General features: G+C 68.6%; 11 protein-coding genes. 5 read left to right on the top strand and 6 right to left on the bottom strand.

Going from position 1 to position 16,450, the window contains the following annotated elements:
* Positions 1 to 252: 252 nt before the first annotated feature.
* From KF833_16290 to KF833_16275, 4 genes are all read right to left on the bottom strand, one after another.
* Positions 253 to 3,396, bottom strand: a complete 3,144-nt coding sequence (locus KF833_16290; protein ID MBX3746870.1) for a c-type cytochrome — start codon at positions 3,394 to 3,396, stop codon at positions 253 to 255.
* Between the two features lie 248 nt (positions 3,397 to 3,644).
* Positions 3,645 to 4,949: an ABC transporter permease gene (locus KF833_16285; protein MBX3746869.1), complete on the bottom strand. Its 1,305-nt coding sequence runs from the start codon at positions 4,947 to 4,949 to the stop codon at positions 3,645 to 3,647.
* A complete protein-coding gene (locus KF833_16280; protein ID MBX3746868.1) occupies positions 4,942 to 5,853 on the bottom strand; it encodes an ATP-binding cassette domain-containing protein in 912 nt (303 codons plus the stop codon). The genes KF833_16285 and KF833_16280 overlap by 8 nt, the downstream gene beginning before the upstream one ends.
* Before the next feature lie 251 nt (positions 5,854 to 6,104).
* Positions 6,105 to 8,012, bottom strand: coding sequence for a DUF4914 family protein (locus KF833_16275; GenBank protein ID MBX3746867.1), 1,908 nt, complete (start codon positions 8,010 to 8,012; stop codon positions 6,105 to 6,107).
* Between the two features lie 137 nt (positions 8,013 to 8,149).
* Between KF833_16275 and KF833_16270 the strand changes: the two genes are divergently transcribed.
* The 3 genes from KF833_16270 to KF833_16260 all read left to right on the top strand — a co-directional run bounded on the left by KF833_16270 (position 8,150) and on the right by KF833_16260 (position 11,737).
* Positions 8,150 to 9,223 carry a hypothetical protein gene (locus KF833_16270; GenBank protein MBX3746866.1) on the top strand — a complete coding sequence of 358 codons (1,074 nt, stop codon included), beginning with the start codon at positions 8,150 to 8,152 and terminating at the stop codon, positions 9,221 to 9,223.
* 154 nt (positions 9,224 to 9,377) lie between these two features.
* Positions 9,378 to 10,415, top strand: a complete 1,038-nt coding sequence (locus tag KF833_16265) for a M20/M25/M40 family metallo-hydrolase (protein ID MBX3746865.1) — start codon at positions 9,378 to 9,380, stop codon at positions 10,413 to 10,415.
* A complete protein-coding gene (locus KF833_16260; GenBank protein ID MBX3746864.1) occupies positions 10,412 to 11,737 on the top strand; it encodes a hypothetical protein in 1,326 nt (441 codons plus the stop codon). Before KF833_16265 ends, KF833_16260 begins: the two co-directional genes overlap by 4 nt.
* Here KF833_16260 and KF833_16255 read toward each other — a convergent pair.
* Together KF833_16255 and KF833_16250 are read right to left on the bottom strand one after the other, a co-directional pair.
* Positions 11,646 to 12,509, bottom strand: a complete 864-nt coding sequence (locus tag KF833_16255) for a glycosyltransferase (GenBank protein MBX3746863.1) — start codon at positions 12,507 to 12,509, stop codon at positions 11,646 to 11,648. The genes KF833_16260 and KF833_16255 overlap by 92 nt on opposite strands.
* A gap of 257 nt (positions 12,510 to 12,766) precedes the next feature.
* Entirely contained in the window at positions 12,767 to 15,598 is a 2,832-nt protein-coding gene (locus tag KF833_16250) for a discoidin domain-containing protein (protein ID MBX3746862.1), read from the bottom strand.
* A 75-nt stretch (positions 15,599 to 15,673) separates the two neighbouring features.
* Here KF833_16250 and KF833_16245 point away from each other — a divergent pair, with 75 nt between their 5' ends.
* Together KF833_16245 and KF833_16240 are read left to right on the top strand one after the other, a co-directional pair.
* Positions 15,674 to 16,036, top strand: a complete 363-nt coding sequence (locus KF833_16245) for a hypothetical protein (protein MBX3746861.1) — start codon at positions 15,674 to 15,676, stop codon at positions 16,034 to 16,036.
* Entirely contained in the window at positions 16,033 to 16,449 is a 417-nt protein-coding gene (locus KF833_16240; GenBank protein MBX3746860.1) for an HNH endonuclease, read from the top strand. The genes KF833_16245 and KF833_16240 overlap by 4 nt, the downstream gene beginning before the upstream one ends.
* The last annotated feature ends 1 nt before the right edge of the window (position 16,450 follow it).

Below are 16,450 nucleotides of genomic sequence, written 5' to 3'. Positions count from 1 at the left end.
GGGGGGGGGGGGGGGGGGGGAGGGGGGGGGGGGCGGGGGGGGGGGGGGGGGGGGGGGGGGGGGTGGGGGGGGGGGGGGGAGGGGGGGGAGGGGGAGATGAAATGGCGACGCGATGGGGGTCGTGGAAATGGACGGAAGAATCGTGCATATGCACGGAGGTTTGGGTGGTTTTGCGGGGGAAGTGGGGCAGGGCGGGGGGCAGAGTTGAGGGGGCGTGGTGTGGGGGGCCGGACCGGGTGGAGGGTCGTGGGGTCAGGGTGAGAGGCGGAGGGAGCGGACGTCAGCGAGTTCGGCGCGGAGGGGGCCGTCGGGGCGGACGAGGATGCGGTTGAGGCCGGCGCGGAGGGGAAGGGTGCCGACGGGGAATTCCCGGAACCGGTCGTAGCCGCCGGTGGACTGGACAGTGCCACGAACGCGGCCGGCATCGCTTTCGACGAGGAAATGGTCGCCGGTGGAGGCGTCGTCGGCGGCGAGGGTGATGAAGACGGTGTAGTCGGCGGCTTCAGGGACGTGGACGCGCCAGGTGGCGATGTCGTGTTCGCGCCGCCAGGGGGCGAGGATGTCGAGGGCGGGCCGGTAGGCGAGGCGTTCCCCGAAGCAGGCGGCCAGGCGGGCGGGAAGGTGAAGGGTGCCGTCGGCGTGGGGGTGGATGATCCCGGCTTCGAAGGCGGGTGCGATGTCGGAAGGGAGATCGAGGAGTTCGGCGGCGGTCCAGGGGAGGTGGCGGTCGGCGGTGTCGGCACGGACGGTGGCAACGAGGTCGGGTTCGACGGGGTCGGCGGTGTTGTCCCAGGCACGGCGGACGTAGGTGAGGAGGGCGGCGATGGTGCGGTCGGAGAGGCCGGCTTCGCCGAAGCCGGGCATGTGATGGTTCCAATGGGTGCCGGCGACTTCGAGGGGGCCGTAGAGTCCGTGGAGGACAATGCGGACGAGGCGTTCGGGCGGGCCGGCGACCCATTCGGTCTGGTTGAGGGGTGGGGCGACGTTGGCAAGGCCGGCGCCGTGGGGTTGATGGCAGGGGGCGCAGAGCTGGGCGAAGGCTTCCTGACCCTCGCGGAAGAGGGTTTCGTGTTCCGGTCCGAGGGGTTCGACGGGGCGGCGGGCGAGCCGGACGGCATCGTGGCCGGGCCAGGCGAACAGTTCCGACAGGCGCCAGCCGCGGTCGCGTTCGGTCCGGTCTCCGGAGGAAAGCAGGGCGAGGAGGACGCGGGGTTCGCGGGTGAGGGGAATGGGGCGGGCGGCGGCGAGGTCGGCTGGGGCGGCGGCGAGGAGTCCATCGATCAGGGCACGGGCGTGCCAGGCGAGGGCACCGGTCTGGTGGGCGGCGGTTTCCAGGAGCGGTTCGAGGAGGGCGGGGGCGCGGCTGTCGAGGGCGAGTTCGGCCAGTTCATGGAGGAACCGTTGACGTCGTTCGGATGGGTTGTGCCAGGACGGTTCGCCGGTGAGGAGGTGGTGGAGGAACGCGATCTCGCGCTGGTGAATGCCGCTGAGCACGGCGGTGCGGAACAGGGGGGAATCGTGACGGTCGAGAAGTCTGGCGAGGAGGGTGTCGGTGCCGGGTTCGGTGCGTGGGGCGAGGGAGAGGGCGGCCTGGAGGCGGACCGGTTCGGCGGGGTCATCGGGGGCGCGACGGAGGCGTTCGAGAAAGCGGGCGGCGCCAGGATCGGCGGCAGGATCGGGCGTGGGATTGGGGAGGCGGGCGAGGAGGCGTCCGCCCAGGCGAAGGGCGGCGGCCCGGACGCTTTCGTGAGGGTCGTCGGCGGCGTCGAGGAGGGTGGGCCAGTCGAGGTGCCCGATGCCGTCGAGGGTCCAGAGGGCGTGGGAACGGGATTCCGGGCGGGCCTGGGGATCGAGGCTGGTGTCGGGGCGGGCGAGACGGCGGAGGAGGGGGGCCACGGCGGGATTGCGGCGTTCGACGAGGAGGCGCTGGGCGGTGAGGCGCCACCAGCCGTTGGGATGGGCGAGGTGCCGGGCGAGGGATTCGTCGGTGGCCTGGCTGAGGCGGGGCGGGGTGCGGTCGATGGGGCGGTCGGTGGCGACGAGGCGATAGATGCGGCCCATGTCGTTGCCGAGGGTGAGGCCCCGTTGCTTCATCTGGTCGGCGATGTAGGGGGCCATGAAGATGACGTGTTCGATGATGCCCTTGTACATGTCGGCGAAGTAGAGGGCGCCATCGGGACCGGTGCGGACGCTCATGGGGCGGAAGCGTTCGTCGGTGGAGGCGAGGATTTCGCGACCGGCGGGGTAATGGCGTTCGGCACGGGGGGCGATGCCGTCGGAGAGGCGGAGGCGACCGAGGAGATGGCCGCCGGCCTCGGGGACGAAGAGGTTGCCGTAGGCGTCGGGCGGGAACTGGTGACCGAGATAGACACCGGTGCCGGCGACGATGGTGTAGGTGCGGAGGGTGCCATCGTCTCGGAGTTCGAGGGCGCCGAGGGTGATGCCGGGAGTGGGGCGGATGGGGAAGCATTCGTTGGCATGGCGACCGATGGGGACGGCGATGCCGAAGCGGGAGGGCTGGCGGGCGCGTTGGAAGGAGCGGACGAGGGAGGGGTTTTGGCGGAGGTATTCCTCGGGGATGAGATCCATCTCGGCGGGGCTGCTTTCGCGGCAGGTGACGAAGCGGCCGAGGGCATCGAAGCTGACGCCGAACTGGCCGCGCTGGAGGACGGGTTCCTCGATGAGCTGGCCGTCCTTGAAGCGGTGGCGCCGGTCCCAGTTGGCGCTGTGGAGCCAGTTGTCGAGGCCGTAGGCGAGGCCATTGGCGGTGTGCTGGGGGTTGCCGGCGCGGCCGTAGGTGCCGACCTGCACCTTCGTGTCGGCGCGCAGGTCGCCGTCGGTGTCACGGCAGTACCAGAGGTGGGGCGGTTCGGAGACGAGGACGCCGCCGTCCACGAAGGCGAGGGTGCGGGGCATGACGAGGCCCTCGAGGAAGACGGTGGAGCGATCGGCACGGCCATCGCCGGTGGTGTCTTCGAGGACCACGATACGGCAGAGGGGATCGGCTTCGCCACGGCCTTCGAGGTCGCGCATGTAGCCCTGGTATTCGACCACCCAGATGCGTCCGTCGGGATCGAACTCGAAGAAGATGGGGTGGATGACCAGGGGTTCGGCGGCGACGAGTTCGAGGCGGAATCCCGGTTCGACGCGGAAGGTGGCGAAGGCGTCTTCCGGGGAGAGCGGTGGGGCGGGGGGGACTTCGATGCGGGAGAAGATCTCGGCGGCCCGTTCCCAATCGGCCCAGCCGGTGAGTTCGGAGGGGGGGCGGGCGCGGGGCCGTTCCGGCGGGATGGCCTGGGCGTTGGCGGAGGGGGCAGGGACCATGAGCAGGAGGACGGCGACCGTCGCGGCGAGGGTGGTGAAGGCCGGGTTGGGGGTGGAGCGGCAGGAATTCATGGGGGAAACCGGCGGGTGCATGGGAAGAGGGGGATCTCCGGGCGACAGGTGTGGGAGAGGAGCCTGATCTGCCGTTGTCCGATTGGCGATTCGCGATTCGCCAGGTGCATCGCGGAGTTGTGGGTGAGGAGGCAGGGAATCGGGGGGACGAGATCTGCGAGTCCTCAACCGGACGCTTCACACGGTTGCGGCCTGGTGGAACTCGGCCCTCCGAGGCGGCGATTCATGCGCTTTCGTTGGGAGAAGGATCAACCGCGGAGGCCCCAGCGGAGGATCTGGGAAAACTTTGGAAGTTTGCCCTGCATGAGGATGCCGACGCGGAAGATCCGGCTGCCGAGCCAGAGGGCGACGGCGGTGGCGGCGAGGACGCCGAGGAGTCCTAGCCAGGCCTGCCAGGGTGGGACGCCCTCGGGTGTGGCGAGGCGGAGGAGCATGAGGAGCGGGGAGAAGGGCGGGACGAGGGAGAGGGTGGTGGCGAGGGTGCCCTGGGGTTCCTTGATGACAGGGAGGAGGAGGAAGAGGGGGACCACAACGGGGAGCATGACGGGCAGTTGGAGGTTCTGGGCATCCTTGGCGTCGCTGCAGGCGGAGCCGAGGGCGAGGGCGACGGCGCCGAACAGGAGGATGGCAGCGATCACGTAGGCGACGAACCAGGGCACGAGGGACCAGGGGATGGCGTGGCTGGCGGCGAGGGCGGCGAAGGCGGTGAAGCCGGAGCCGAGATACACGGTCATGGCGGCAAGGGCGACGGCGACGCCGCCGAGGAGTTTGCCGAGCATGATCTCCCAGGCGGTGGCGGCGCCGAGCATGACCTCGGCGATGCGCTGGGTTTTCTCCTCCATGACACTCTGGAGCAGCGGGGCGGAGCCCATCATGACCAGCAGCGTGGCGAGGAGGACCACCACCATGGGCAGTCCGACCGCGGCGAGTTCGTTCTGGCGACGGCCCGGGGTGACATCGCCGGTGCGGACGTCGCGGGCGACGAGGCCGAGGCCCTCGACGGGGACCCAAGCCATGGCACGGGAGATGATGTCCGGATCGAGACCGGCGGCTTCGAGACGGGTCTGGCGGAGGCGACGATTGAGGGTTTCGGCGACCCAGCCGCGGACTTCGTCGATGGCCGGATTGCGGGCGAAGTATCGGAGGCCGGGGGTGGGAGACGGCGCGTCCGCTGCCGGGTTGGCCGCGGTTGGGGACGGGGCGAGGCCGGGGGCGATTTCGATGAAGGCATGGAGTTCGCCGGCCCGGACGCGGTCGGAGAGCGCGAGGCGCTGGGAATCGGGTTCGGACGGGTCGGGGACGACGGTTTCGACGCGGTAGATTCCGGGGCCGGTGCGTTGGGAAGCGGCCTCCAGGAGGGCAGGGCCGAGGACTCCATCGGGATCGAGCACGGCCAGGCGCCGGTCGGCGGTGCGGTCCTGTCGGGCGGTGAGGGCGGCTCCGAAGAGGCCGCCGCCCATGAGGAGCGGGGCGAGGACGAGGGCGATGACGAAGCCCTTGGTGCAGACGGCGGCGATGAACTCGCGGCGGGCGATTCGAAGGGCTCTACGCATGGGAAGGATCGGGTTCGGGGACACCGGCGATGCGGACAAAGATGTCGTGGAGGGAGGGGTGGGCGATTTCGAAGCGGCGCACGGAGCCGCGTTTGAGGGCGGCGTGAAGGACGGCCTGGGGATCGGCACCGGGGGCGAGACGCAGTTCGCGGTACTGACCGAAGTCACGGCTGGATTCCACCCCGGGCCAGGGATCCTCCGGCCGGGCATCGTGGTCGAGGGCGAGGCGGATGGTATCCGAGCCGTAGCGTGCCTGGATTTGGGAGAGGGGACCGTCGAGGACCTTGCGTCCGCGAAAGATCATGAAGATCGCGTCGCACATCTGCTCGGCGACCGTCATGTCGTGGGTGCTGAGGATCACCGTGGCACCGTGTCGGCGAAGGTCGAGAATGGCGGCGCGAAGAACGTCGGCATTGACGGGATCGAGGCCTGAGAAGGGTTCGTCGAGGATGACCAGTTCCGGTCGGGCGACGACCGCGGCGGCGAACTGGACGCGCTGGCTGGTTCCCTTGGAGAGGGCCTCGATGCGATGGTGGGCGTAGCGGGCGAGGTCGAGACGTTCGATCCACTGGTCCACCTCGGCCTCCACGGAGCGGCCCGCCTTGAGGTCCCCGTAGAAACGGAGCAGGGACCGGACCTTCATCCGGCGGTAGAGGCCCCGTTCCTCCGGGAGGTAGCCGATGCGGCTGGAGCGGGCGTCGCGGAGTTCGCCGCCGAAGACCCGGACCGTTCCGCGGTCGGGGCGGAGGATATGGATGATCATCCGCAGGGTGGTGGTCTTGCCGGAGCCGTTGGGTCCGATGAAGCCGTACACCGAGCCTTGGGGGACGGAGAGGGAGAGATCGGAAACCGCCGGGACGGTGCCGAAGGATTTGGTGACCTCGATCAGTTCGACGCAGTGCATGGGCGACCTTCGGGACGGTCGCAGGGTAGCGTTGAAGGGCGCAGGTTCGAAGAGGGAATTGCCCGGGAGCCGGAATCCTTGGCGGATGGACAACCAACCGTCATCCGGAAGCGGTGCACGCTCGATTCGACGGGCATCGAACGCGGGGGGGGGACGAGGAGGGATGGGTTCGCTACGGGACTTGAAGGTGCGGGTCCTTGGAGCGGGGCGAGCGGAATGGACGGAGGCTCAGGGCAGGCCGTCGGTCTGGATCAGTCGGAATGGGTGGCGTCGTCCGGTTCGAGGAAGGAGTGGGGGATCAACCGGGTATAGTCCTCGACGGAGGCGCCGGCGAGGCAGGCGTCGATGATCTGGCGACCGAGGGGGTCGAGGTCTGGAACGAGGAACTGCTGCAACTGCTGGCGGAAGAAGTCGGCGAGCATGGCGGCACCGAGGTCGTAGGCTTCGGGTCCGACCTCCTTTTGAAGTTCCACGCGGAGGAGGATGCTGGGAATGGTCTGGCCTTCGACGGTGATGCTGTTGAGGGCGTAACCGAGGAGGGGGCAACGGGCGGCGGTGACCTGGCCTGTGGAGAAGCGGGCGCCGCCGCGGCGGGCGAGGTATTCGCGGGCGATCCACTGGGGCATGAAGCCGGTTTTCCAGACGCCGATGTGCTGGTTGGGGCAGAGGATGTAGCGGACCTTGGGGGTTTCGATGACCTGCTGGAGCAGGAGATTGGCGTGATCCACCATGCGGCCGGTGGCGAAGGGCCAGTAGGAGCCGACCCCCTCGGAACTCATGCCCTCGGTCTGGACGATGCTGGGATTGGCGTGGCCGCGTGGCGCGACGAGCCGCCAGAGCCAGGCGAGGGCAGGGGGGAGGAGATGGAAGAGGCCGAGGATGCCGTAGGTCGGCTGCTCGCGACTGCAGGGTGGGGTGCGGACACCGAAGCTGCGGATATCGACCGAGACGGGCCCATGGACAATGCCGGGCACGGCACGGCGGGGGATGATGACGCGGGGGTTGGGGCAGGGGCGGCCGGGTTCGTCCTCGATGGGTTCCCAGAGGAGGGCCGTACTGCCCGGGTGGGCATCGATATTGAGGAAGAGGAGGGGTTCCTGGGGATGAATGGTCATCTCCTCGAGGTGCGGGTCGATGCCGTAACGGGTGATGTGGTTGACGCGGACGAACCAGCCCTGTTCGGCGTCCATGAGGGCCAGGCGCCCATCGGGACGGGCGAGGGAGGGGTGGCACAGGGCCATGTCATCGGTGACGGGGCGAAGTTCGCAATTGCGGGGGAGGACGAGGGTGCGGTGTTCGGCGGTTTGGAGGTGGACACCGAGGAGGAGGCTGCCGTCCTTCTGGCGGTGGACCTGTTCGAGCATTTCGCTTTTGCCGCCACCGCTGGCGCCTTCGTGCATGAGGGTGACTTTATTTTCGTAGGGGGTGATCACCTGGACGGTGGAGCAATGGGCGGTGACCCATTTCTCGCGTTCGCCGAGGGAGAGGAGGACGCCGTAGATGCCCTTTTTGGCGCTGGGGCCTGGATAGAGGTTGTAGCTGAAGAGTTCGTGCCGGCTTTCGCGGCGATTGTGGACGACCATCTGGCGGCCGTTGAAGTGGGTGTGCCGGAAGACCGGGGCGACGTAGATGACCGCCCGGGGGTTGAAATTGGCCGGCAACTGGTCCTGGTCGAGGATGCCTTGAAGGAGGGCGAGGCCGAGGGCGAAGAAGCCGGCATTGGAGGGGCCGACGACCAGGGCATGGGCGCCCTTTCCGGGGGCTCCGGCGAAGAAGGGGAAGAGGGCGAGTTCCTGGGTTTTCAGCCAGGCGAAGGTTTCGGTGCGGAGTTCCGGGAACTCCTTTCCGTAGAGGTCCTTGTAGCGGGGTTTGTCGGTGGGGAGATCGTCGGCGATGACCATGCAGTCCGGGTCGCGGCGGCGCATGTAGGCATCGGTGTAATTGGCGGAGATGCCGTTCTTCACCCGGCAGACCCGGGCTTCGACCACCCGGCCGTGTCCGGGGACGTCGTAGGCGACTTCGTGGATGCCGTGGACGGCGTCGCGCACGGCGAGTTCGAAGAGGTCCGACTTGTGGCGGGCGACGAGGTAGCGGGGGCAGGCGGCAAGAACCTCTTTCAGGTCGGTGGGGATTTCGAAGTCGAGGATTCCAGATTGCATGGGGTGCGGGTGCTTGCGAGTCGGGACAGCGGTCATCGGCGTTGCCGTCAAGTCAGGCATGGCCGGGCGGGGGAGTTTCGGACCGGCCCCGCGCCGGAGGCGGGGACGCTAGGGAGAGGGGAACCGGCTGTCAAACGATGCCGGAACCGGGTGCCTTGCGGGTGGGTGGGGTGGTCTGGCAGCGTGCGGAGGCCATGAACCGGCGTCTGCGCATGGGGTGGGGCGGGATGGTGGTGGGATTGGTCATGGCGGCTGCGGTATGGGCGGGGTCGGGGTCAAGGCGGGTGCCGGCGGACTGGATCGAACTGGAGGGGTTTGGGGAGGCGATTGCGGGGGAGCGATACGGGGTGCGGGTCCGGTTGCGGGAGCGGGAGGGTGGGGAGGGTGGAGAGGGTTGGCTGACCGTGGATCTACGGGGGAGCACGTGGCGGCGGGAGCCGGTGGGCGTGCTTCTCGGGGGCGCCACGGTTCGGCTGGAGGCGGGGGAATCGGAGGGGGTCCTGGCGATTCCGGTTGAGGCGAAACCGGGGATCGTATTCGGGCATTTGGTGGCGTTTGTTGGTCGGGAGCCCGGCTGGACGAACCGGGTCCGGACGGCGATGTCGCGGAGGATGGCGTTGCGTTCGGAACGGGGGGAGGGGCGGGCCGCGGCGGGCCGGGTGCCGATGTTTCTCCCGGAGAAGACGGAGGAGGTGGAAACGGAGCCCTCCCGGGCGCTGCGATGGGCGACGGCGGTGGCGTGGTTTGGGGCGGCGGGGGGTCTCGTGCGGGGTGCGAGGCGGGGAAGGGGGCCGTGTGAACTGGGGAAGCGGCGGATGGGATTGGCGCTGGGCTTCGGGCTGCTGGGTTTTTGGGAGGCGACGCATGCGGGAGGGTGGGCGGGAGAAGCGGCTCGAGGGGTGTTTCGGGCGTGGGGTGTGTACCAGTGGAGGGAGGGGGTGCTGCGGCTGGGGAGTGCCGTCCTGGTGGGATTGGCGGCCTGGTGTTGGGTGCGATGGGCGGGCATGCGTTGGCCTGCGTGGGGGCGGATCGCGTGGGGGGCGGGGTTGGTGGCGGTAATGCTGGCCGGGATGGGGGCGTTGTCGTTGCACGCCTTCGACCAGTGGGTGGCGCGGGCATGGGCAGGGGTGACGCTGTTGCAGGGGGCGAAACTTGGGACGGCGTTGGTGGCCTTGGTTGCGGTGACTGGGATGGAGCGACGAAAGGCTTGAGCGTGACCGGGCCCCGGGGTGGCGGGTAGGCTTCCCGGCCTTGAGTGCGTCCGCCCGAAGTTCCGTGGTCCGGTTGCTGCGCGAGTTGATCGCGATTCCGAGCGTGAATCCGGCGTTCCTGCCTGCGGGCGATGCGCGGGGCGGGGAGGGGGCGATGATCGAGGCGGTGTCGTGTTTTGGGAAGCGGCAGGGATGGAGCGTGGAGGTGCAGGCGGTGAAGGAGGGTCGGCAGAATGTGCTGTTGAGGTGCGTGCCGGCGGGCCGGGTGAAGCACCGGGTATTGCTGGCGCCGCATCTGGACACGGTGGGGAGCATGGACGGATCGGACGACATTTTCCGGCCGCGACTGGCGGACGGGCGGGTATGGGGTCGGGGGGCGTGCGACACCAAGGGGAGCGTGGCGGCGATGCTGGTGGCGATGGAACGGGCCTGCGGAGGGCGGGGACGTCCGGCCTCGACCGAGGTGGTCTTTGCCGGGTTGGCGGATGAGGAAAGCCACCAGTGGGGTTCGCGGGCGCTGGTGGGGTCGGGGTTTCGGGCGGACCTTGGGGTGGTGGGGGAGCCGACGCGGCTGGCGGTGGTGACGGCGCACAAGGGCGATGTGTGGGGGAGATTGAGGACGCGGGGGCGGGCGGCGCACGGGGCGTGTCCGGACCGCGGGCGGAGCGCGATCCGGGAGATGGCGCGGGCGGTGGTGTTGCTGGAGGGGGAATACGCCGAGGGGCTTCGGGTGCGGCGCCATGCGTTGCTGGGGCATCCGACGATCAACGTGGGGGTGATCCGGGGGGGGACGCAGCCGAACATTGTGCCGGACGGGTGCGAGGTGGAGGTGGATCGGCGGATGCTGCCTGGGGAGACGCCTGCGGGGGTGCGGCGGGAGATCAGGCAGTTTCTGAAGGATCGCGGGATACGGGTGTCGTTTGAGGATGTGAAGGGGGTGCCGGAGCCGGCGTTGGAGACGGATGAGAGGTTGCCGTGGGTTGGGCGGTTTCTGAGAGCGGCGGGACGACGGCGGGGGATGGGGGTGGACTACTTCTGCGATGCGGCGATTCTGGCGGCCGGCGGGACACCGTGCGTGGTGTTCGGCCCCGGGGACATTGCCCAGGCGCACACGGCGCGGGAGTGGATATCGGTGGCGTCGCTGGAGCGGGGGACTGAGATGCTGACGCGATTTCTGAAGGGGTTGCCGTGAGCACCGGGGAAGGGGCGACCGCGAGGCGGCGCGAGTGGTTTTCCTTTTTTCGTCAGAGCGGCTGGATGCTGCTGGCGACGGGGCTGGCGGGGGTGTGTTTTGCGATGGTGCATGCCCCGGCGAGCCGAATGGAGGGGAGGGGTGAGTGGGAGGTGTTTGTGGCGTTGCTCGACCTTTTGTACCTGCTGGGGATTCCGGCGGCGGGGTTGCAGGCGGTGTTTGCGCAGTTGGGGGCGGGGGCAGTGACGGAGGCCCGGCGCGAGGAGGTGCGTGGGGCGGCCCGGAGGGTGTTGGTGGGATTGACGGTGGTCTGGGTGGTGTATGCGGCCGGGGTTTGGGTGACACGGGATCGCTGGACGGCGGGGTTGCGCATCCCGGATCCGGCGGCGTTATGGCTGACGCTGCTGGTGGGTCTCACGATGTTGTGGTTGCCGGTGTTTGTGGGGTTGCTGCAGGGGGGGCAACGGTTCTTCTGGCTGGGGACGTTGATCATGGCTGGGGCGGCGGGGCGGTTGGTGGCGATCTGGGTGACGGTGGTCGGGATGGGTGGGGGGTCGGTGGCGGGTGTGGCCGGGGTATTGGCGGGGACCACACTGGGCCTTGGGATGGCGGTGTGGGCGAGCCGGAAGGAGTGGCTGGGGCGGGCGGGGCGATTCGACTGGGGGCCTTGGCTGGGCCGGACGCTGTGTCTGACTTTGGGAATGGCACCGATCGCGGTGATGATGGCCGGGGACACGCTTCTGGTGCAGGCCGAGTTTGATGAGGATGGGAAGGACCTGGTCCTGGCTGCGGGTCGGATTGCCAAGGGGATGGTGAGTTTGACCGCACCGATGGCGACGGTGTTGTTTCCGCGGATTGCGCGGAGCGCGGCCACGGGGGAGCCGACCGACGTGTTGAAACTGGCGCTGGGGGCGACGCTGGGGGTGGGTATCTCGGTGGGACTGGGGTGCACGCTGGCGCCGTGGCTGCCCTTGCAGGTGCTCTTTGCGGGCAATCCGCAATTTGCGGATGCGGCACGGTATGTGCCGTGGGCGGTCTGGTGCATGGTGCCGCTGACGGCGGCGGCGACGCTGATCCATCACCAGTTGGCGGCGGCCCGATTCGCGGCGGTTCCGTGGCTGCTGGCGGTGGCGGGCGGTTATGCGTTGACGCTGGTTGCCATGCGGGACGGGATGGCGTCGATGCCGGTGTACGAGGCGTTCCGGCGGCTGATCCTGGTGCTGGGCGCGTTCAACCTGTTGTTGTTGGGGGTGGCGGTTCTGTTTTCCTGGCGGCGGCCGAGGGTGGGGCAGGGGGCAGGGACGGAGGCGCGCCCAGCTTGAGGTAGAGCCATTCCTCGAGGGGGCGGAGGGGGCTGAGGAAGCGGTAGAAGGGGGAATAGACGAGGCGGAGCCGGACGATGCTGAGAAACATGGAGAGCGCGTTGCGACCCAGCCGGATCTTCGAGCCCAGTTGATCGGTCCATTCGGTGGGGACTTCGAGGATGCGGCCGCCGGTCCGCCGGAGGCAGTAGAGCAGATTGATATCGAAGGCGAGGTCGGCGGTGCGGAGGTCCTTGTGAATGCGCTGGATGGCATCGCGGCGCATGACCTTGGCGCCGCACTGGGTGTCCCGGATGTTCATCCAGAACAGGCCTTGAACGCACAGGTGGAAGAGGCGGCTGGCCACGCGGCGTTTCCAGGGTTGGGCTTCGCCCAGGCGCGCCCCTGGCAGCCAGCGGGAGCCAATCACGCAGTCGTGTCCGGGCAGGTGGCGGATGAGGTCATGGAGCGCCCTGGGAGGGGTGGCGCCATCGGCATCGACGTACCCGATGAGATCGGTTTCCGGGGCGAGCCGGAGTCCTTCAATGAGGGCGCCGCCTTTGCCGATCGGGGCGGGGAATTCGATCCACTCGATGCCACCGGCCTCCTGGGCGGCAGCCTGGACGACCTCCAGGGTGCGATCGCGGCACCCATTGAGCACCACGACGAGGCGGAACTCGCCCCGGTAATGGGCACGGAAATAGGCCACGTAATCGCAAAGGACCGGTCCGATCCGCGCCTCCTCATTGTAGGCGGGGATGAGCAGCAGCAGGCGGGGCTCCGTGTAGGACACGACGGGACCTCAGGGATGGTGGGGATTGGGGGGGCGGGTTGGCGGATGGCGACGTGCCGGGAACGGGCGGTGCATGGGGGATGTTTAGCATTGGGGGCGCGCGGGGTCACGCGCAGGCGACGCGCGAAAGGAGGCAGTCCATGGCCGGAATCGGGGGGAAGCCTAGGGGCGAGGCCGGGGGAATGGGGGGGAGGGGTCAAAATAGCCCGAAATTTCGTGCATATGCACGAAGTTCCCGGCGTTGGTGGGAGCGGGTTTCAGGGGTTGGGGAGGAAGACATCGGGGAGGGAGGCACGGAGGGCGATGAGTTCCTGTTCCTGAAGATCGCTGAAGGAGCCGAGGCGTTGGGCGTAGGTGTCGAGCCAGGTGACGAGGCGGTTGCGGGCATGGGTGTCGAGGGCGACGCCGTGATGGCCGTCCGGTTGGGACAGGAGGGCAAGGAGGGGGCTGAGGAGGGCGGGTTGACGGCGTTCGCGGGAGACGCCTTCGCGGTAGGCTTCGAGGATGAGGTCGCGGACGCTGGGCTGACCGTAGCGGGCGAGGGTGTCGTAGGCGTGGGCCGGGGTGAGGTTGAAGCGGGCGGCGACGGCGTCTTCGGCACCGGGTTGGTGGCAGGAGACGCAAAGGGCATCGAGGACGGGTTGCACGAGACGGTCGAAGCGGAGGGGCCAGGAGCCGTCGGGGCCCGGGGTGATGCGGGAGGGGGGGCGGGAGGCGGCGAGGGGCGGGCGGGCGGGGGGCGGGGATTCGAGGCGCGAATCATGGCAGCCGGTGCAGCTCAGGGTTTGACCGGGCTGGACATGGGTGGCGGAGCGCATGGATTGGAGGGCAAGCCCGTCGGCGTTGAGGGCCTGGAAGAAGAGGGCGACGCCGCTGGGGACGAGGAAGTGGGCGGAGCCGTCGGGTTCGACGGGGACGGTGCCGAGGACGGCCTTGCCTGGGTCATCGCGGGTGAGGCCGAGGCTGGGCTGGTCCATGCGGGGCTGGGTTTTGGCGGGGATGGCGACGATGCGGAGGTTGGTGATTTCGCCGGGTTGGGCGGTGGAGAGGCCACGGGTGACATCGGCGATGAGGAAGGCGCCCTGCTGGGGGCCGGCCCAGTCGATGGAAGAGGCACGGACGGGGGGTATGGGGCGGGGTTTGACCGGGATGGGGTACATGCTGGAGATGTCGGGGTGGCGGTAGAGGAGTTCGAGGCCGGAGCCGGCGTTGAAGAGGTGGATGCCCATGCCGTTGTGGGGGCGGGTGCGTCCTTCGCGGATATCGGGTTCGACGCCCCAGGAGACGAGGTGGGTGGATTCGCTGAGGGGCCAGGGGCTGGCGTAGTAGGCGCGGGGCCAGGCCTCGATTTCGGGGAAGGGGATATGGGGGGTGAGGCGGGTGATGGGGTCTTCGCCTTCGGTGGCGCGGGCGGGGTCGAGGAGGACGAGGCTGCCCATGGTTTGGGCGTGGTGTCCGGAGGCGGTGAAGATGATTTTGTGGGAGCCGGGGATGGCGCGGGGTTCGAAGGTGCAGTGGGGGGCCTGGGTATAGTTGCCGTAGATGAGGCGGGCATGGGTGCCGTCGGGGTGGATCGACCAGAGGCTCATGTAGGGCATGTTGTCGCGGTCCACGTAATCCCAGCGGGAGTAGAGGATGGAGCCGTCGTGGGCGACGGAGGGTTCCCATTCGAACATTTCGAAGGGGGAGATGGGGAGGAGGCCGGAGCCATCGGGGTTGATGGTATGGAGGGTGTACACGGCGACGGGGCGGGATTCATCGCCACCGCAGCGGACGTAGCAGTCGGGGAGGTCGGGGGAGGCGAGGGAGGCGGCGGCGGAAGCGGGGCCGACCTGGACGGCCTGACCGCGGCGGGTGGAGAGGAAGACGATGCGGCCATCGGGGAGGTAGCGACCGTCGAAGTTGTCGTATTTGCCGCGGGTGAGCTGGCGGAGGCCGGAGCCATCGAGGTTCATTTCGAAGAGGTGATAGAAGGCGTCCTCGGGGATGTTGGCCTTGTTGAGTTTATCCTTTTCGGCGGCGAGGTGGGGATAATGGCGGCACCAGGCGAAGAGGACGCGCCGGGCGTCGAAGGAGAGGTCGGGTCGAAGGAAGCTGCCGGGATGGGGGAAGAGGGACCCGGTGAGGTCTTGGAGGGTTGGGGGGCCTTGCTTGAAGTTGCGGAGGAGGAAGAGGCCGCCGCCGGGGCGGGACCACCAGCCGTAGTACTGGTCGCTCATGTGGCTGTAGCTGCCGGGGACGCGCTGGGTGAAGAGGATGGTCTCGAAATCGAGGAGCGGGCTGGCGAGGGAGACGCGGCGCTGGAGGGCGCGGGCGTCGAGATAGAGGGATTGGGCGGAGGCCTGCGGGGTGGGGTGGGCGAGGCGATGGCGGAGGGATTGGAGTTCGGCGGGTGGGACGAGGGAGGGATCGGCGGTGGCGAGGCGATCGAGGATATCACGGGTGAGCTGGGACCAGTCCGGTTCGATGCCGGTTCTGGGGTGGTGGGTGGACCATTCGCTGACGCTGGACTGGGTGGCGGGGCGGTGCAGGGCGAGGTTGCCGGAACCGCGTCGGGCGCCATGGATCTCGATTTCGTCGAGGTGGAGGAAGGTGCGTTCGGGGAGCTGGATGCGGACGAAGCGGGCGAGGGCGTTGGTGAGGGGGATCACGAGCGGGGAGCGGTCGGGCATGCGATAGCCGTAGAAGAGGCGATCGGGGTGCTGATAGTGGGAGGTCCAGGTTGTGCCGTCGTGGGAGAGGAGGATCTGGAAGCGGGCGGCGCGGCGGGCCATGTCCTCGGAATCGGTGCGGTTCCAGAGGCGGACATCGCGGATTGGTTCGATCTGTCCGAGGTCCACCTGCCACCAGGGGGTGTCATCGAGGTCGGTATGGAAGCCGTAGCCGCCGGTGGTGATGCCATCGCAGCCGCCGGCGGCATCGTCGGGTGGGGTGGGGGGATGGGAGAGGGGGGCTTCGGCGAGGGCGCGAGCCTCCTGGATCCATTCCTGGTGGAGAAGGTCCTGCCAGGCATCGGCGGGGAGGGGCGTTGCGGCGGCGGCGACGGGGAGGGTGAGCACCAGGGCGACGTGGAGGCAGAGCGTCTTCATGAGGGCTTGGGGGTTGCGAAATGTTGCGATTCCCGGGAGAATGAACGGACCGAGGCTTGGGAGAGGACAGGTGTCATGAAGGCCATCTCAATCATACCGGAGAAGCGCGCTGATGGGCTACCGGCCTTCAGGGCGGTCGCGGGTGATCGCCAGACCTGTGGCGAGAGTGCAGGGGCGGCACTGGATGCACTGACCCTGCAACTTTCTCCGGAGGAATCCGATCTGCTGGTGGTTATCCAGAGCCAGCGGCCTGACGCCTTCTTTGGGGAGGACAGGCAGCGGCGCCTGAAGGACCTGATGGATGTCTGGAGGAGGGCGAGGGCTGATGGAGGCGGGCTTTCGGAGGTCGAGCAGTGCGAATTGGAGGGCCTTGTGGACGAGGAGCTGAAGGCATCGGGAGAGCGAGCGAACAGATTGTCTGGCGAGCTGGGTGCATGAACCCCCGCTACCCTCGAGTGGCGGCCCGGGCTGGGCATCACTGTGAGTACTGCGGTGCACCGGAGGTGCTCTTCAATCTGGCCTTCGAGGTGGAGCACATCGTTCCCAGACGACGTGGGGGTGGGGACGAGGACGACAACCTCGCCTTGGCGTGTCGCGCGTGCAATCTCGCGAAGGGTGATGCCGTGGAGGGGTGGGATGAGCACACGGGTTCCTTTTCGCGACTGTTTCATCCGCGCGTGGACCGGTGGGAGGACCATTTCCGGTTGTGTGGGGCAAGCGGTGGCATCGAAGGGATCACAATGGTGGGGAGGGCGACTGTGGTTCGACTGAAGATGAATCGGGAAATTGCCATGAACGCGAGGCAGTCCTGGATGCGTCTCGGAATTCTGCCTCTGAAGGGACGGGTGTGAG

It is taken from the genome of Verrucomicrobiia bacterium (assembly GCA_019634625.1).
Taxonomy (GTDB): Bacteria; Verrucomicrobiota; Verrucomicrobiia; order Limisphaerales; family CAIMTB01; genus CAIMTB01.
The sequence above is the reverse complement of the archived record's forward strand: the minus strand, read 5'-3'. Positions and strand labels throughout refer to the sequence as shown.